Source organism: Microcoleus sp. LAD1_D3 (assembly GCF_036702135.1).
In the GTDB taxonomy this organism is placed as follows: Bacteria; Cyanobacteriota; Cyanobacteriia; order Cyanobacteriales; family Microcoleaceae; genus Microcoleus.
On the sequence record NZ_JAUBSB010000053.1, the window covers coordinates 1 to 15,381 of the forward strand.

A 15,381-nucleotide genomic window follows, 5' to 3' on the forward strand; every position below is an offset into this window, starting at 1 on the left:
CTTATCACCAGCGACCGTTGCCGTTGGTGAGTGCAGTGACGATCGCGATTTAATAGCTGTTTAGTCTAAACTCCAGTTAAAACTGATTTGGCTAAATTTGAGGCTTTAAAAACAAAAGTTCAGGAACTCCATTCCTATGAAGTTCCCGAAATTATTGCTATTCCTATTATCGCTGGCAGCGATGCTTATCTCAATTGGCTGGGACAATCTTTAAGTTTGTAGTAAGGACTTTAGTCCTAAAGTGTCAAATGAAGAGGGACGGAAGTCCCTACTACAAATGGTCAGAAACCTAAGAATTATGACTGGTAGGGCCGATGACGCCGATTTTATGGCGAAAACTTAGTTCACCGCCGAACCAGCCTGTAATGCCCAGCAAAGCTGCAACGACGATCGATATTGCTAAACCTGTATATACGATCGGCTCAGCCGGATTTCCTTGGCGCAACAGCAAGTTAATCAGGGTAAGTACCATAACCGCCACATTGCCCCCCATGTGCAACCAACCGGCACTGCGATCGCGCACTCTTTTAACTTTGAAAAAATCTAAAAAGCCCGTGATTGCGGCCAAAATCCCCGCAGCAAAACCAACACCGATCAGCCAAACCGAAGCTCTCGCCCAAAACGGATCGCTTGTCAGCCAATAACCGATGTCCGTGCCGGCGGCTCCTACTAAAAAGGCTACCGGAAACAGTACGAGCACGGGGTGAAGCGGATGGCCTGCAATTGCAACTGAACTCGTAATGCCGGCGTCGCGATACTCTGCGTCGTCACTTTCGAGAATCGGCGGAAGATTGGGATAGGGCGTACTATTTCTTTGATTTGTTTCCATGATTTCTACAGATAACTTTTGTACAACAAAACCGTTTTTATTGGAGTGAACTTAATCCCAAATCCGCTCGCCATTTTCGTCAACGCGGGCCTGCCGAATTACGTCGGAAATTTCCTCGGCGTCTTTGACGTGGTGCAGGGCTTTCTTTTCCCCATCGGGTTCTTCTACGATCACATAAGTTGGAACTGTAACAACATCGCCCGTGATGTCTGGCACGTGGTCTACCGCCAGTTGCTGGGCTTTTTCTTCGATGGTTTGCGGTTCGTCGGAAATGCGATCGCCCGGATTGACCGTGCGCTCCATATCTTTGCCTGGTTTGTCGATACTCATAAAAACCTCTCTGGTATTTCTAATTTTTTGTTGACTCTAATTCCTACTATTGAACGAAAAATATCTCTACCCAAACATCTCCCGACGGGTGGAAGTTTCAGTTAGGGCGATCGCAGGCAGCCTCTTCCTGTAGGTAGAGGTTTTTCGATTGGTTCCGAAAAAACCTAAGCTAAAATCTAAGCATGATATTTTCCTTCCCTTTGAGTTGCCCATGAAAAGTTACGATTGGATTGTTGTCGGCGCTGGCATTACGGGTGCGTCACTGAGTTACGAACTGGCAAAAAAAGGTTTTGCTGTCCTGCTTTTGGAACGAGATGCTACCATGCAAAATGCTACTCGTTTTAGTTATGGCGGCTTGGCTTATTGGTCGGGAACGACTGATTTAACTCGTCAATTGTGTCGGGAAGGTATCGAACGTCACCGCAATTTATCGGCGGAATTAGAGGCTGATACTGAGTTGCGCGAGTTGGATTTGTTGCTGACAATTGATGCGGGTACTGATGCCGAAAAAGCGGTGGCTAATTACGCGCATTTTGCGATTGTTCCGCAGCTTTTGAGCGTTGCAGAAGCTGGGGAGTTGGAACCTTTGTTGAATAAAAGTGCGATCGCCGGAGCTCTGACTGTGCGTCACGGTCACATTTCGCCTACTGCCACAAATAAAGCTTATTGTCAAGGGTTTCTACGGTTGGGAGGAACGATAGAATTTGCTGAAGTAATTGGGTTTATAGAAGAGGGAAATCGGATTTCGGGAGTCAAGACGGCGCAGGGAATTTATCGTTGTGAAAATGCTGTTGTTTGTGCTGGAGGTTGGAGTCGGAGTTTGCTGAAAGCCGCTGGTGTTTCTGTGGGAGTTTATTTTACTCGCACGGAGATTTTGGAAACTGCACCTGTGGATTTTAAACTCAGAACTTTGGTGATGCCTGCGATATTAAAACGTTTTGAATTGGAAGCTAAATCTAGTAGAAATGAGGTTGATTTTCTTTGGGATGAACCTGGTAAGGAGTTGCTGTCGCCGATTTTAGATTCGGGTGCCATTCAATTTAATGATGGGAGTTTGCGGATCGGGCAATTGTCTCGCACTTTGAGCGATTTGAATGCTAAAGTCGATCGCGAAATTAGCGAAAGGGCAATTCGTGCAGGAATCTGCAAAGTTTTGCCGGATTTGGCACATTTACCGGCAACTTGGCACGAGTGTATTGTGGCATTTAGCGCGGATAATTTGCCTGTAGTGGGGCCGATTGCCGATCGCCCTGGATTGCACGTTTTTTCGGGTCTCAGCAATCCTTTGGCTATTGTACCTGCTTTAGCTGAGCGATTTGCGAATGCGGCGGGGGGAGAAGAAGATAGGGCGATCGAGCTTTTGTCTCCCAATAGATTTGCTTAAAAATGATATCATGTCCGGCAGGATTCAGACTTGTATGAATTTTGTAGGGGCAGGTTCACTAACAATAATTGCCTGTAATCTACAATCTCATAAACCCGCCCCCCCGATACTTTTATCTCATCTCGGTTGAATTGTCCGCGATGAAATTCTGTCGCGTGGTGGGGACGGGTTTATGTAGATTGTTAGTCTGGATGATAGATTGTTGGTGAAACCCGCCCCTACAAGTATTGTGCTTATTTTACCGGACATGACTAATGACTACTGACTACTGACTACTGACTACTGACTACTAACTACTAACTAAAAAAGGCAGCGCGACAATAAATGTAGTACCTTTGTCTACTTCACTTTCCACACTTATTGTACCGCCGTGCAGGTCAACTATGTGTTTGACAATGCAGAGTCCCAAACCCGATCCTTTAATCTTGCCTACATTAGCACCCCGTTCAAACTGCTGAAATAATTTTCCTTGATATTCCAGTGTCATCCCAATTCCCTCATCTCGAACGCACAAAATTATTTGCTGGTTTTCGCAGCTTAATTCTAAACTGACATTGCCGCCGTTTGGAGAATATTTAATGGCGTTTGAAAGCAAATTAGTCAACAGGTGGTGCAGTAGTTTTGCATCGAGATTGGCGTGCACCGGATTGGTTTGGGTGCGGAAAGTTACGAGGTGTTTGTCGGTGACGATAGGTTGCAGTTCTTCTAAAATAGATGTGCAAAAATCCGTCGCATTAATCTGATTTAAATTTAAGGAAACTTTGCCTGATTCTGCTTTGCTAAGCATTAAAATATCTTCCAGCAACCCACTCATATTACTGACGGCTTTTTTAATCCGATCGACATTTTTATTGCTAGTTCCGGGGTTTCTCTGCAAGTCGCTATCTTCTAGCATTTCAGCCGATAACTGTATAGTAGTCAAAGGAGTGTTTAAATCGTGGTAAGCCATTGAAATAAAGCGCGCTCTATTTTCGCTTTTTTCTGCTGCTAATGCCATTATTTTTTTCAGGCTAACTGCTTCTTGATGTTTGCTCAGTGCTATCTTGATAGTGGCGTGCATTTCTCTTTCTTTAAAAGGTTTGAGCAGGTAGCCGTAAGAACCAGTATTTTCGGCTCGCTGCAAAGTTTCGTCGTCGGCATAGGCAGTTGTATAGATAATTGGTATATCTAATTCTTGATTAATTATTGCTGCTGTTTCTATGCCGTCAATGTCACCTTTGATAACTATATCCATTAAAATTAAATCGGGTCTTAGTTCGCGGGCGCGCTGGATGGCATCCGCTCCTGAAGAAACGATATCGGCGATTTGATACCCCAATTTTTCTAACTTTGGGGATAAATTTTTAGCAATTAACAGTTCGTCTTCGACAATCAAAATATTAATTGGTTTTGCGGCAAAACTCATATTTTTACAATCTTTGAAAGTAGTTTAATTCGTTAAATTTTAAGTGAAACGATGTACCAAATTCTCTGGATATTTCGATGGTTCCTTCTAACTGATCGGTTAAAGTGCAGACAACTTGAAACCCCATTGAGTGAGTTTTCCGAAAATCTAAGTTTTGAGGAAAGCCAATGCCGTTGTCCTTAACTAAGAGGTTGATTTCTTGATCGCCCGTTTGATAGCATTCTACACTAACTGTACCAGTTGTGCCATCAGGAAAAGCGTGTTTCAGGGTATTTGAAACCAATTCATTGGCAATTAAACCGCAGGGAGTAGCAGTTTCAAGATTTAGGGAAATTGGCTCAGCTAATACCTGCAACTGAATTTGGTTGTTGCTAATATTGTAAGAGTGAAACAAGCTACTTACCAAATCTTCGAGATATTCGCCAAAATTAATTTGGGCTAGGTTAGTCGAGCGGTACAGTTTTTCGTGAATCAGAGCCATAGAATAAAGGCGATTCTGACTTTCTTCAAACATTTTGCTTACTTGCGGGTCGGCAACTGTGTTCGATTGCAATTCTAACAGACTGGCAACTACGCAGAGGTTGTTTTTGACGCGGTGGTGAATTTCTTTGAGCAAAATCTCTTTTTCTCGGAGAGAGTTTTTTAAATTTGCTTCCGCTTGTTTGCGGTCGCTCAGTTCAGCTTGCAGTTGCTGGTAGAGCAGAGATTGCTGAATGGCGATCGCTAATTGATTCACCAACTGCTGAAATAAATTGATTTCCCATTCTAGCCACTCACGAGGGCGATCACATTGGTGGGCAATCAGCAATCCCCAAAGTTGGCTGTGCTGAATAATCGGCACTACTAACTTTGCCCTAACTTGAATCTGTTTCATAAACTCCACCACACAAGGCGTAATGCGGGGGTTATCTAGTTCGGATAGGGCAGAAATTCGCCCCTGCAAATAAAGCTGATAACTTTCATCCGGAAAAACCTCTTCGCCAAAACATCTATCCATGAGTTGGCTGCATCCTTCGGCCACTGCTTCAGCAATGACTCGCCCGCCGCTTTTGGGTAAAATTTGATAAACCAAAACTCGATCGGCTAATAATACTTGCTGGAGTTCCGCAACCGTAGTGTTGAGAATTTCCTCTAATTGCAAAGACTGGCGGACGCGACGGGCGATCGCCTCCACAAGCCGTTCTTGCTCGAACTGCTGCCCCCTAGCGAGTTCGGCGTATTTAGAATTGCTGATATCAGCGGCGTAACCAATAATTTCGATCGGAATGCCCCTGCTGTCAACCAATAGTTTTAGTTCCGTCCGCAGCCAGCGGTAAATTCCGTCTTGATGTAGAAAACGATACTCGCAAATGCAATTTTTTTCCTCGGACAAACCCGAAAAATTTACTACAAATTGTGGCCGATCTTCAGGGTGAATCCGGCTCGACCAAAAGTTAGGATCTGCTAACAGTTCTTGGGGCTTGTAGCCAACGATTGCCTTAACGTTGTCGCTGATGTAAGTAGTACAAAAATCTCCTGTAGGTGCGGTCGTAAAAATTACTGCCGGATTAGAAGCCAGCAAAAATTGCAGCCGTTCTTTTAACTGTTGCAATTCCATTTCTGCTCGCTTGCGATCGCTAATATCTTCGATCGCCCGCATGATGTAGAGAGGAATGCCCTCGCGATCGCGGATCAGCGTCACCGTCAAGTTTGCCCACATCAACTCGCCATTTTTCTTAATCAAGCGTTTTTCCATTTGGAAGCGAGGAATCTTGTCGCAGACCAACTGCTTAAATTGCTCCACATCTGCTTGTAAATCTTCTGGATGTGTGAGTTCAGTAAAAGTCATGGTAGCCAACTCCGCATCGCTGTAGCCCAACATCTGGCGGTGAGCTTCATTCACTTTGATCGTGCGGTAGTCGCGCACGCTTGTCAAACCGATCGCGATCGGAGCATCATCAAATAAGTTGCGAAACTTTTCCTCGCTCTTTTGCACTGCTGCTTCTGCGTGTTTGCGAGCGGTAATGTCTCGGGCGACCCACATCACTCGATCGAGATCCAGAGGCGAAATACTAGCATCAAACCAGAATAACTTGCAGCCAATTTCCATCCTGTATTCAACTCTGTGGGTTTGCCCAGATGCCAATGTTTGGCGAATGTGGGTCAGAGCAAAATTAGCTTCCGCTTCTGGGAAGATTTCGGCGAGGGTTTTGCCCAGCACTTCAGGAGCCGGTTTGTACAGCAATTCGGGAGCCGTAGGGGCAATTTTGAGGTAGCGGCCCGTTGCGTCGAAAACCAGCACGATATCCGTCATCGCATTAAACAGCGCCAGCAGTTCGGCTTCGGAGTTTTGGAGTTTTTCTTCGGTCAATTTGCGCTCGGTAATGTCGGTGTCAGTCCCAGTCAGGCGGCAAGCCTTGCCGTCCGCTGATCGGATCGCGCTGCCGCGGGCAAGTATCCAGCAGGTGCTGCCGTCTTTACGCAGCATCCGGTGTTCTACTTCATAAATTTCTGTCACACCCTCTAGATAAGCATTTACTGCTTCGGCGACTGCAACTCGATCGTCGGGATGAACGTGAGACACCCAATTTTCCATGCGGTTGGGAATCTCTGCATCCTGATAGCCTAACAAAGCTTTCAAAGACGGAGCAATGTAGATTTCGTCGGTTTCCAAATTCCAGTCCCAAACCCCCACTTTGCCCGCCGATACTGCCAGTTCGTACCATTGTGTCCGCTGCTGGACTCGCATTTCTAACTCTGCATTGAGCTGCTGCAAAGCGATTTCTGCTTGTTTGCGATCCGTGACATCCCGGCCTGCAGCTTGATACTCGACGATTTGTCCGCTCTCGTTGAATATAGCCCGATCGATCCACTGCTGCCAGCGAATTTCCCCGCTCGGCACAATTACTCGGTGTTCGGACGTAAAAACAGGCTTATCGGGAGACACAGAAGTATAGTGTTCTTGAAAAATTTCTCGGTCTACTTCTGGGAGCAGCCACATGAAGGTGTTGCCGAGCAAGTTTTCTGGTTGCACGCCGAAATAACGGCAATAAGCTTGATTGACAAATGTGATTTTACCGTCGGGAAGGTAGCGGCAAATCAGTTCGGTTTGCTCTTCCACAATCGCCTGGTAGCGCGCCTCGCTCTGCGGCAGGGCATTTTCGGCATTTTTGCGATCGCTGACTCGTTTTTCTAGTTCACAATTACCGTCTAACAGTTCGCATTGTTCCTGGAGTTTTGCCACTTCTTGATGCAGTGCCTCTATCCAGCTATACATTGCTGGGCGAATACTTTTTTCGCTGACTATACCTACGAGTTCACCCCCTTCATCCACAATTGGCAAGCAATCAATCGAGTATTGACAAAATAGCTTAAATGCGGTAGAAATATCTTTAAATTCTGATTCTTTTAAGACAATTAAATTCCGCGTCATTGCGTCGGCAACTTTCATGCCTTGCCATCCGTATTCGGCCGCGGCTAAGTTCAGCACATCTTCCGGGCTTAGCAGTCCGACTAGCTGATTTGCATCGGCAACTAAGACGCAACTAATCGATGCTTTTACCGTTTCGTTAGAGTGCGGCGGTGAATTAGGCAGCGGACAAGGGTCGATCGCCCCACGCATCAGGGCGATCGCATCCCCGAGGGAAGTAGAGGGCGCAACCGTCACAGGGTGGCGATCGACAGCTTCGTCGGGCGATCGTAAATTTGCCGACAAATTAGCAAGTTCCATTAGTCTTGGTGAAAAAGTATTGTTAATTAACTTTAGCAACACTTTTAGTCATCAGCCAGATGACTGATGACTGATGACCTGCCTTATTTTCTGCCCATGAGAATATAAGTTTTCATTCCCCCTTTGCCTTTAACTTCAATCATTCCTCGCTCCTGAAACAAATATTTGTCTTCCACTAACTTATAAGTAGTTTCGCTCACTTGAATCCGCCAAGGCAAACCCTGAGATTCCATGCGGGAAGCAATATTTACCGTATCGCCCCACAAATCGTAAATAAACTTCTTTATGCCAATAACTCCGGCAACAACCGGGCCGCTATGAATGCCGATACGGATACTAAAATATTTATTATGGCTAGCATTAAATCTGGCTATTTCTGCTTGCATATCTAGGGCCATTTGGGCGATCGCCTCGGCGTGGTCTGCCCTGGGTTCAGGCAGTCCTCCTACTGCCATGTATGCGTCGCCGATGGTCTTGATTTTCTCTAACCCGTGCCGTTCGCACAAAAGGTCGAATTCTGAGAAAATCAGATTCAGGAGCTCCACGAGATCGATCGGATTCATGACGGCAGACAAAGCAGTAAACCCCACAATGTCAGCAAACAAAACAGTCACTTCTGGAAAGTATTCGGCAATAGTAGTTTCGTTTTGCTTGAGGCGTTCTGCTATTGCCTGGGGCAAGATATTTAACAGCAGGTTTTCTGATTTTTCTTGTTCTTCCCGCAGGGCATCTTCTGCTTGCTTGCGTTCCGTAATGTCGTGGTAACTCCAGACTCTGCCGATAATTGTATCTCCGAGCCGCTGCGGTTGCGAATAGCGTTCAAAAAATCGGCCGTCTTGAAATTCCAACAAGTCGTAACTTTCGGCTTCTGGCTGCTCATAAAGCGATTCAATTCTCTCTTGAAATGCTTGGGGGTCTTTGAGTTGGTTCAGGACAAAGGCGATCGTTGTGGCGTCGTCTCGCATTGCCATCACTTCATTAGGTATGCCCCACATTTCCACAAATTCTCGATTGAAAGTGACAATTTTTCCGCTTCTGTCAGTAGCTAAAATACCGTCCGCAGTAGAATCAAAAGTTGCTTGCAGCAAGGACACAGATTTTGCCAGGGCGTCTTCCGCCCTTTTTCGAGCAGTAATATCTCGCAAAATAGCGCGAATCGCTACTAGCGAACCTTCGGCGAATTTACAGCTTATACTGCCTTCCAGCAAAATTGGCTCGTGATATTTAGTAATAAATGTTGCTTGAATATAATCTGGATATACAGTATTTTCATTTACCGTTTTTTGGGCAATAGCGTGATATAATATATCCCTATACTCTTCGGAACTATTGGGATGAATGATATCAAACACAGTCATTTGAGCAATTTCTGCTTCACTGTAGCCCAGAGTTTCTCGCCAAGCCCGATTTACATACAAAAAATGACCGTCCGCTCCAATACTTTGAATTAAGTCAGTAGCATTTTCAAATAAATCTCGTAGTTGTTCTTCGCTTTCCCGCAAAGCTATTTCCGCTTGCTTGCGTTTGATAAATTGACCGAGTTGGCTGCCGATGGTTGTCATTATCTGGAGCAACTCTTCATCAAAACACTGCACTTCGCGGCTGAATAAAATCATCACCCCCAACACAGACTTAGCCGAATTTTCAGGGTCGTAGTCGCCCAAAATTGGGAAAGCAAAAGCTCCGTGCAGTCCTTCTTCAGCAGCGATTTCGCGGCGCAGACAACTGTCGCTTTTTGTAACATCCGCAATCCACTGAGAGGAACCGCTCGCCCAAACGAGACCGGGCAATCCTTCGCCAAACGCACAAGTCATTTGTTCGGTAAATTCGGCAAATTTGGGGATAGAAACTGAGCGTTTTGTCCAACTGGCGACGCACCGAAGCAAATTGGGGTTGGAAACCCCAGTTATTCTTTTAGTTTCTGACAGCAGTTTTTCCCCAGATTCGGGCATCCAAAGTTCGGCAGTATCCCATCCCAAGCTGTCACAAATTACGGGGAGGATTGCTGCTATAGCTTTTTTGATTGTTTCGGATGCCGACAGGATGCGAGTGGTGACGTACTGAGTTATTTGTCGCTTGCGGGCGCGCTGTCTATCTGTGACATCGCGGCCGATGTACACGAAATCTTGAACGGCTGGCCAAGAGCCAGAAACGCCTTTAATGTCAGTCGAAATCGCCGTACAGGAAAACGAAACTGTGAGCTTTTCTCCGCTTTGGCCTCGGCAAATTACTTCGGTGTGAGTTTGAGATTGTTGACTATCCTCTTGACTGATTGCTTGCAAAGAGGAGCCAACAGCAGCAAGAGTGTCTATTGGCTGGCCTACTAATTCTGATTCGCTGTAACCAAACAAATCTTGAGCCGCTTGATTGACTTTTTTAATTTTTCCCGAGGCTGTTGTTACCAACAAAACTTCGGCCATTGAAGTAATAATTTTTTCAACATAATTATTAGTAGTGGCTAAGGTACTCAATAAAATATCCATTTCATTGGTAGCTTGCACTAGAGTTTGTTCTAAAGCCATCCTGTCGGTTACGTCTTCAAAAAATATAATTAATCTCTGATAATTATCGTCCTTGGTGAACTCGACGATATACATATCAAAATAAAGCCGCGATCCATTTGCTAATAGCCTCGTGATTGCTTTTAATTCAAAGTGTGGCAAACGTCTTTCAAAAATATTGATTAAAATTTCTTCAGTTCCCACTAATTCGGGAAAGGGAAGGCGGACATCGTTGCCGGCGGCTACTTCCTCGGGACAGTCGCCAAACCGCTGCACTTTGATAGAGGTTTCTTGGATTAAAAAGTCTTTATCCAGTGCTAGATACTCCAAGTGGGGGGGAACTAACAGCTTTTTTAACAGGGTTTTCATGTTGAATTTTTAGTAGTGAATGCGCTCTCTGTAGCGCATTATCTGAAATTAATCTATTTATCTGTGTTGGTAAAATGGAATTTTGACTATAAAGGTAGTGCCTAACCCTGTCTCGCTGAAAAATTCGATTTGACCTCCGTGCAAGTCTACACACTGCTTGACTATGGATAAACCCAGTCCTGTACCGGGTATTTTTCCGACATTTTTGGCTCGATAATAAGATTCAAACAGTTGTTCTTGGTCTTCTAGAGGAATGCCAATGCCTGCGTCTTTAATTTTAAATATAACTTCTTCATTATTCTGACAATTTAATTCAAAATAAATATGGCTATCGAGGGGCGAATATTTTATAGCATTTGACAGCAAATTTGTCAATATGTGGCGCAGCAATTTTGCATCGAGTGCGGGCAAGTTTTGCGTTTCCTGCGACTCGTTATCATTTGTGGTCGCGGGCGTGACTAATTCTTGATAACTAAAGTTAATTGTATGATTTTTTCCATAACTAATTTTAATTGATTCTACTAACTCGCTGCAAAATTTTTTTAAGTCAACTGGTGCGGGATAAAATTCGAGTTTTCCGGCTTCAGCGCTGCTGAGCAACCGCACGTCATCTAATAGCTGAGCCATTTGTTGAGATGCTGATTTAACGTGTTGCAGGTATTTTTGTTTTTCCGCGTGGGTGATTTCGTCGCCGAAGTCTTGGAGGATTTTAGTAGCAAATAATACTGTACTTAGAGGATTGCCGAATTCGTGAGCAATCATCGAGAAAAAACGAGATTTTACCTGTCTGAGTTCTTGCTCTTTTGCCAAAGAGCCGCGAATTTCTATTTCTTTTTGTTTGCGTTCCGTGATGTCCCTGCCTATATAAATGAAATCGTAAAGTCCCTCTAATTCTGTCTGAATTGGCGAACAGGAAAATTCTACCCAAATTTCTTCTCCTGCTTTAGTAGTGCCGACTATTTCTAGTTCTCTACGCAGCTCGTTCTGAGACAAAATATAGCGGTGGCGAGCTTGGCAAATCAATGTTTCTTCGAGTAATATTAAAGACAGGGGGTTGCCGAGCAATTCTGCTTCGCTATACCCAAATAACCATTGGGCCGATTGATTGATTGTTTTGATAGTTCCTAATGTTGTTGTCACCAACAAAGCATCGCCCATCGAACGAATAACTTTATCTATATAATCTTTAGAAGCGGCTAAGGCGCTCACCAAAAGATTAGCTTCATTGGCCCTCTGAATCAACGATTGCTTCATCACCATCTTTTCGGTGGTATCTTCAATCAAAATTAGCAATTTATTTGGCACATCTTGTTGTTCGTCTTCATGTTTGATAGCCAACATATCAAAGTATAAAGGGCGGTTGTGGTCGGCAAACCGAGCGATACCTTTGACTTCAAAACCCGGTAGCCGTCCCATAATGATAGACATGAGGATATTTTCAATGCCAATCAGTTCGGGAAAACTCATGCGAGCATCTGCACCGGGTATCGCGTCGCTCGGAGTATCGGCATAATGCTGCACTTTGGCGGAGGTTTCCTGAATGATGAAATGGTGATTTACTACAAAATACTCTATTTGTCGCGGGTTCAATAACTTTTTTAAAAGGGGGTTCATACTGCTTCTATCATTGTGTAAGCTAGTTTATAAAAAATTTCGTCCACGTCTTTGCCTGTTTTAGCAGATGTCGTGTAAACTGCTATTACTTTGTCTTGACATATCGCATGGGACATTTCCACTAGCAGTGCCAATTTTTCCTCGTCAATCAAGTCTACTTTGTTCAAAGCGACGATTATTGACCCTTTAGGATTGACGGCAGAAAAAAGCTGAATGTGTTCGGAGATTCGCTCAACTGTTTCGGAGCGGCTGACATCGGCAACGATTAAAACGCCGCTAGCTCCCTGCAAGTAAGTCGGTGCTATTCCTTTGAATTTTGTATGTCCTTCTAAGTCCCAAATCAGCAACTTTGCAGTCACGTTTTCCCGCTGTTTTACCCCTTCTAATTCTACGATTTTGCTGGAAATTTTTACTCCCACAGTGGAGAGGTACTGGTCGCTGAATTGCTGATCGACAAAACGGCGGATCAGGCTGGTTTTGCCCACGCCAAAATCGCCAATCATGCACATTTTTTTAGATATAGGAACTGACATAATTATTTACTGTTTATGGCCTTAGTTATTGGTTCAAATACCACGCATCTGCTTAAAAGTCGTGGTTGATTGGGTTCCACGTCGGCAGGAGGATTGGGGATGCCAACCGTTTGGAGGCGCTTCGGGTTAGCACCTTGCCGCACTAAAACATCTCGCACGGCTGCGGCACGCCTGAGCGACAACAGTTGATTTGTAGCAAGTTCTCCACTTCGATCGCTGTGCCCAATTATCTTAATCTGTTTTTGAGGATATTGATCCATGAAATTTTTGACACTGGCGATGATTTCTTCATCTGTTGAGTCTAATTTTGTCGTTCCTTGCTCGAAGTAGATGCGGGTTGTAATTTTCAGCGGCTCTAATTTAACGGTACTGATGACCGACTGAACACCGGGAATTTGCTTCAGGGACTGAGCTATTTTCTGTGCGTCTGCACTGTCTCTAACTCGCCCCTCTACTGTAAGTTTGCGATCGCCATACCGAGTAGAAATAGAAACGCCCTCTCTCTGGTTCAAAACAGCGGTGATCCGCTGCACCTCGGCTGCCGTCAAAACTGGATCTGGGGGGACATCTACAGCTATAATTCTATTATCTAATTGCAATTTCGGTGCAGTTGATGCGGCTATTTTTTCTGCTTGTGCCCGCAATTCTTGATTTGGCAACTTTCCTGTTAGCTTTAAAGTTTTGCCATCAACTGCAACATCTAAGCGGTAAACTGCTAATTCGGGAGTCGAGGCTAAAGCGGCGACGGCATTTGCTTCGAGGCGGCGCTCAACACTGCTGCGGTACTGATAAATTCCCCAAGGTACTAAGATTAAGCTTAGGGCGGCTAAACCAATACCCGCTAGGGCGATCGGGGGTTTGGTTGATTTTTCCGTTTGTAGCGGGTCGAATAAAGTTTTTATACACGGGTGCAGCGACTCCGGTATAGTACCCGGATCGCCGTTAAACTCGTGAATTACTTTACCATAATTAAGGATGAGATTACTAACGGTTTCTCGTATTTTCTTGATGAAAGAGTCTGGCGGTTCTCCTTTAATCACGGCTGCCATGTAGCAATATCCCGCTACTTCTAACATAATCTTGGAGTCGCCGTATTCAATTTGATTTAGTTCGGAAACTTCTCCGGGCCGAACGATACAGTCGTTAACAAAGCTGCGAATAGCTGTGAGCATTCCGGCTACCATTTCTGATTCTAACTGGTAGCTTTCTGAGTTTTGAACTTCGGAAATGATCAACCCAGATGCTTTGTGAATTAAGAAGGCTGCTTGGACGGTAAAGGGTACTGATTCTTTGAGGATTAATTCCGCTTCGGAGACTCCTTGTACTTTGGAGCGAATTTTTCGCTGAAATCCTTCGACGCTGATGGCATTGGACACTTTTTCATTGATTGTCTTGATAGCTTCTGCCATGTATCGGGAAATTGTACTGCCAATTACGGGATAGAGCGCATCCACCATAGAGTCGCGTTCGAGTTTTATTTGGGCTGTAATTGCTTTGCCCATTTCCGGGGCGATCGCCTGGGCGATCGACTCTTGGTCGAGGCGAATTTGCTCTTTGATTGCCAGACCGATTTCTGGGGCGATCGCGTTAGCAATTTCCGCTGGCGAATTCACTATTTGTTGAGCAAGTGCGTCGGGAAGCAGCTCAGCTATTGCCGCACTCATTGCTGACTTGTTTTCGTGAGTTTTTGCCCTAATCACTTCGTCAATAATGGGGACGATCGCGTTGACAACTTCTTCTCTGGAATCGGCAATTTTGCGGCTGAGAATTTCTGCGATCCAAGGAAGCATCAACTCAATCAACTCTTGGGGCTCGTAGATTTGGTTCTCCAGCTTTCCTAATTTATCGTCGATTGTGGCCATCAGGTGGCGCACCCCCGGCAAATCGTTTTCTGCCAGCAGACTTTTCACTTGCTCGATATCCGACATTTTTGAGCCGAACATCAGATTTTGCAGCCTTTCCATCGCGCTGTCGGCTTCATTTAAGTCCTGTTTAATTTGCCCTAATATTTCTGTCGGCTGTTCTCGTAAGTTGGGAATTGCTAGATCCGAAGCCACCGCAGCATCTAAATATCCAGTTTCTGGTGGCTCTGAGACTGTGGAAACTATGGGATTATCGGGAATTTCCGAGGGTTTTGACTCGGTTTCGGAAGCGGAAACATCCTGTAAATGCCGATCGATACCGTGGGATTCTTGAGCCTGTACTTCCTGTAGAGAATCTTTTATTGTCAAGTTAGACAATTCTTCGACAGGCTGTGATTTGTCCTCCAAATCCGGCTGAGCGATCGCTGAAACATCTATAGTTTTAGCTGAGGAATAGTCTTTTTCCAGTTCTGAAGTGTTGAGTTTGTGAGTAGCGAATAGCAAACTTTTGAACTCGTCTGCAACAGGCGGGGAATCGCCCGACTTCGGTTTGCGATCGCCACTTTCGGGTACAATCGCTGGAACTTCCTCTTGCTTTTCTGAGGAAATACCTAACAAATCCATCAACCCGCCGAGGGCCCCAGCTTGATTATTTTCGCCACTGCTGTCATCTTCGGGCTCTGCATTTTGCTGGTTGGAACCTGCAATAATTTTGAGATCGACTAACAGATTCAGCAAGGGTTCTAGCTGGGTTGCTGCATCGGCAGCAGACTCGTCAGGTTTAGAAACAAAACCCTCTAACTCATTTTCGTCAGCCGGATTTTCTTTCGGTAAAGCCATGCGTT

Annotated in this window: 10 protein-coding genes; 2 read left to right on the forward strand and 8 right to left on the reverse strand. The window is 45.0% G+C overall.

What is annotated here, in order from left to right:
* The first annotated feature begins 87 nt into the window (after positions 1 to 87).
* Positions 88 to 222: a divalent cation tolerance protein CutA gene (cutA, locus tag QUA74_RS23115; protein ID WP_333333852.1), complete on the forward strand. Its 135-nt coding sequence runs from the start codon at positions 88 to 90 to the stop codon at positions 220 to 222.
* Between the two features lie 67 nt (positions 223 to 289).
* Here cutA and QUA74_RS23120 read toward each other — a convergent pair whose 3' ends face one another.
* Both QUA74_RS23120 and QUA74_RS23125 read right to left on the reverse strand, forming a co-directional pair.
* Positions 290 to 829, reverse strand: a complete 540-nt coding sequence (locus QUA74_RS23120) for a DUF2231 domain-containing protein (protein ID WP_333333854.1) — start codon at positions 827 to 829, stop codon at positions 290 to 292.
* 51 nt (positions 830 to 880) lie between these two features.
* Positions 881 to 1,159, reverse strand: a complete 279-nt coding sequence (locus QUA74_RS23125) for a hypothetical protein (protein ID WP_333236180.1) — start codon at positions 1,157 to 1,159, stop codon at positions 881 to 883.
* A gap of 211 nt (positions 1,160 to 1,370) precedes the next feature.
* Here QUA74_RS23125 and QUA74_RS23130 point away from each other — a divergent pair, with 211 nt between their 5' ends.
* A complete protein-coding gene (locus tag QUA74_RS23130; protein ID WP_333333856.1) occupies positions 1,371 to 2,543 on the forward strand; it encodes an FAD-binding oxidoreductase in 1,173 nt (390 codons plus the stop codon).
* A 289-nt stretch (positions 2,544 to 2,832) separates the two neighbouring features.
* On the opposite strand, the gene QUA74_RS23135 is transcribed toward QUA74_RS23130, so the two are convergent.
* From QUA74_RS23135 to QUA74_RS23160, 6 genes are all read right to left on the reverse strand, one after another.
* Positions 2,833 to 3,948: an ATP-binding protein gene (locus QUA74_RS23135; RefSeq protein WP_333333858.1), complete on the reverse strand. Its 1,116-nt coding sequence runs from the start codon at positions 3,946 to 3,948 to the stop codon at positions 2,833 to 2,835.
* A 4-nt stretch (positions 3,949 to 3,952) separates the two neighbouring features.
* Positions 3,953 to 7,657: a PAS domain S-box protein gene (locus QUA74_RS23140; protein ID WP_333333860.1), complete on the reverse strand. Its 3,705-nt coding sequence runs from the start codon at positions 7,655 to 7,657 to the stop codon at positions 3,953 to 3,955.
* A gap of 83 nt (positions 7,658 to 7,740) precedes the next feature.
* A complete protein-coding gene (locus QUA74_RS23145) occupies positions 7,741 to 10,527 on the reverse strand; it encodes an adenylate/guanylate cyclase domain-containing protein (RefSeq protein WP_333333862.1) in 2,787 nt (928 codons plus the stop codon).
* A gap of 57 nt (positions 10,528 to 10,584) precedes the next feature.
* The gene (locus QUA74_RS23150; RefSeq protein ID WP_333333864.1) at positions 10,585 to 12,141 is read right to left on the reverse strand and encodes a PAS domain-containing sensor histidine kinase; all 1,557 of its coding nucleotides are present in this window, start codon (positions 12,139 to 12,141) and stop codon (positions 10,585 to 10,587) included.
* On the reverse strand, positions 12,138 to 12,674 hold the full coding sequence (locus QUA74_RS23155) for a Rab family GTPase (RefSeq protein WP_333333866.1): 537 nt from the start codon (positions 12,672 to 12,674) through the stop codon (positions 12,138 to 12,140). The genes QUA74_RS23150 and QUA74_RS23155 overlap by 4 nt, the downstream gene beginning before the upstream one ends.
* A gap of 2 nt (positions 12,675 to 12,676) precedes the next feature.
* A complete protein-coding gene (locus tag QUA74_RS23160; protein ID WP_333333868.1) occupies positions 12,677 to 15,376 on the reverse strand; it encodes an OmpA family protein in 2,700 nt (899 codons plus the stop codon).
* Positions 15,377 to 15,381: the final 5 nt, after the last annotated feature.